Genomic DNA, 3,393 nt, shown 5'->3' with positions numbered 1-3,393 from the left:
ATCCCCGAGGACGGTCAGATGCCCTCCCGCACGCGTGTCCCCTCCGTGCTGAGCAAGGTCCCCGAGATCACGCTGATGTTCTGGGTGGCGAAGCTGCTCACGACCGGCATGGGGGAGACGACCTGGGACGCCCTCGACATCGCCTTCGACCAGGTCGTCGCGGTGACGATCACGGGCGTGCTGTTCGTGGTCGCGATGGTCGTCCAGTTCGTCCGGCGCTCGTACGACCCCTGGGCCTACTGGTCCGCGATCGTCATGGTCAGCGTCTTCGGCACCACGGTCGCGGACCTGGTCCACAACGACTTCGGGGTGCCCTACACCGTCTCCACGTCGGTGCTGCTGGTCCTCGTGGGCCTGACGTTCGCCCTCTGGTACCGGGTCGAGGGCACGCTGTCGATCCACTCGATCACCACCCGCCGACGGGAGGCCTTCTACTGGGCCGCGGTGCTGCTCACCTTCGCGCTCGGCACGGCCGCCGGGGACTGGACCGCGTCCACGCTCCACCTGGGCTACCTGCCCTCGGGCATCGTCTTCGCGGTCCTGTTCGTCCTGCCCGCGATCGCCTACCGCTTCGTCGGGGCGAACGCCATCGCGTGCTTCTGGCTCTCCTACATCCTCACCCGCCCGTTCGGCGCGTCCTTCGCGGACTGGTTCGGTGGCCCTCCCGGACGCGGCGGCCTGGCGTTGGGCATGGACCGCACGGCCATCGTCCTGACCGTGATCATCGTCGGCATCGTCGCGTACTTCGCGATCTCGAAGGTCGACCGACCGCGCCCCGTCGACGACACCGACGACACCCGGGACCCCGACGCCGTCGAGGCCGGCGAGGACGGCGCGCGGACCCGATGACGGCGGCCGCCCCGACGCGGCCGGCCCCGGCCTTCGTGGCGGGGCTGCGCCGCCACGGCGCCCGGACCGCGCTGATCGGCGACGCCGGGTCGCTCGGCTACGCCGAGCTGGCCGATCGCGTCGACGACGCGGCGGGCGCCCTGGCCGGACCCCGCCGGCTCGTGCTGGTCCCGGCCTCGGCCACCGTCCCCGCGCTGATCGGCTACCTGGGCGCCCTGGCCGCCGGGCACGTGGTCCTGCTCGCCCCGGCCGGCGACCACGACACGGTCGAGGCGCTCCGGCGCCGGTGGGATCCCGACGTCGTCCTGCGCGTGGACGGATCGGTGCTCGAGGCGCGCGCGGAGGGCCGCCACGATCTGCACCCCGACCTGGCGCTGCTCATGGCGACGTCGGGCTCGACCGGCTCGCCCCGGCTGGTGCGGCTCTCGCGGGAGGCGGTCGAGGCCAACGCCGCGGCCATCGCCGACTTCCTCGACATCAGGTCCACCGACCGCGCGGTCACGACGTTGCCGCTGCACTACTGCTACGGCCTCTCGGTCCTGCACTCGAACCTGCTCGCCGGGGCGGCCGTGCTCCTCACCGATCGTTCCGTGACCGACCACCGGTTCTGGGAGCAGGTCCGCGAGCACCGGGCCACGAGCCTGCACGGGGTGCCGCACACCTTCGCGTTGCTCGACCGCGTCGGTGGCCTCCCCGACCTGCCCTCGCTCCGCTACGTCACGCAGGCCGGTGGACGCCTCGACCCGGCGCAGGTGCGCCACTGGGCGGCCCTCGGCGCCGAGCAGGGCTGGCGGTTCGTGGTGATGTACGGCCAGACCGAGGCGACCGCGCGCATGGCCTACCTCCCGCCGGAGCTCGCGGCGAGGGCACCGGAGGCGATCGGGGTGCCGATCCCCGGGGGCGCGCTGCGCATCGACGGCGGGGACCCCGACGGTGTCGGCGAGATCGTCTACTCCGGCCCGAACGTCATGCTCGGCTACGCCACGACGCCGGCCGACCTCGCGTGCGGTCGGACCGTGCACGAGCTGCACACCGGCGATCTCGGCCGGCAGCGCCCGGACGGGCTCTTCCAGGTCACGGGCCGCCGCTCGCGCTTCGTCAAACCCTTCGGGGTCCGCGTCGACCTCGATGCGACCGAGACGCTGCTCGCCGGCGAGGGGCTCACCGCCGCCGTGACCGGTGACGACGCCCGGCTCGTGGTCGCGGTCGAGCGGTCCGACGACGATGCGGCCCCGGCCGCCGCGGCGCGACGGATCCTCACCAGCCGGCTCCACCTGCCCGACCCCGCCGTGACCGTGGTCGTCGTCGACGCCCTCCCGCGCCGGCTGAACGGCAAGCTCGACCACCCCGCCGTCCTCGCGCTCGCCGCCACCGACCCGGCTCCACCGCCTCGTGCGCCCGCGGCCCGGCTCCGGACGCGGAGGCTGCGGCGGGCCGTGCCGACCGTGCACGAGGTTTTCGCCCGGACCTTCCCCGGCCAGGTCCTCGACGACGCCGCGTCGTTCGTCGACCTCGGCGGGGACTCGCTGACCTACGTCGCGGTGTCCGCCGACCTCGAACGCGCGCTCGGGGAGCTGCCCGAGGGGTGGGACACCGTGCCGCTCGGCGAGCTCGCCGCGCGGGCCCGGCCCGGCGCGGCCGCTCCGTCGCGCCGGGCGAGGCTCGAGGCCGTCGTCGTGCTGCGCGCGCTGGCGATCGTGCTCGTCGTCGGCGAGCACGATCACCTGTGGAACTGGCTCGGGGGCGCGCACCTGCTGCTCGCGATGGCCGGCTGGACCTTCTCCCGGTTCCTGCTCGCCCGCTCCGACGACACCTCGGCGCTGCCCGCGCGGATCCTCCGCTCGGCGGCCCTGATCGCGGTGCCCAGCTCGCTGTGGATCCTGCTGCGCGCGACCATGACCCCCTCGGTGCACTACGCCGACGCGCTCCTGCTGGGCTCGGTGTTCCACCCCCTGGTGCAGGGCTACTGGTTCGTCGACTCGCTGGTGCAGATCCTCGTGCTGGCGGCCGCGCTCTTCGCCGTGCCCGCCGTGCGCCGGTTCGAGCGCCGGCACCGGTTCGCGCTGCCGGCGATCGTGCTCGCCGCGTCGCTCCTGCTGCGGCTGATCCCGAGCTACGACCGGACGGTGCCCTCGGACCTCTACAGCACCCACCTGGTGATGTGGCTCTTCGTCCTCGGCTGGCTGCTCCACCGCGCGGTCACGGTCCCGCAGCGCCTGGTGGCCGCGGCGGCCGGCCTGCTGCTGGTGCCCCCGTTCTTCGGGTCCGCGTACGGGCACGCCGCGATCGTGCTCGTCGGGCTGCTCGTCCTCCTCTTCGTCGACCGGATCCCGGTGCCCCGGGCGCTCGTCGCCCCGGTCACCGCCGTCGCGGGAGCCTCGCTGGGCATCTACCTCACCCACTTCGCCCTGCTGTCGCTGCTCGGCGTCGGGGTCCCGCCGGCCGCCCTGGTCGTCCTGGGGCTCGTGGTCGGGATCGTCGCGTGGCGGACGGGCACCGCCGTGGTGCAGCGCGCCGTCCGGCTCCGCCCCCGTCGGGACACCC

2 protein-coding genes are annotated in these 3,393 nt (G+C 74.3%); both read left to right on the top strand.

Translation table 11 applies throughout. From position 1 onward, the window contains the following. On the top strand, positions 1-849 hold an 849-nt coding region (locus AC0CYZ_RS01450), incomplete at its 5' end, for a COG4705 family protein (protein WP_472211472.1). Further along, on the top strand, positions 846-3,393 hold a 2,548-nt coding region (locus AC0CYZ_RS01445), incomplete at its 3' end, for an AMP-binding protein (RefSeq protein WP_472211469.1). The genes AC0CYZ_RS01450 and AC0CYZ_RS01445, both read left to right, overlap by 4 nt.

Source organism: Actinomycetospora sp. (assembly GCF_055612215.1).
The sequence above is the reverse complement of the archived record's forward strand: the minus strand, read 5'-3'. Positions and strand labels throughout refer to the sequence as shown.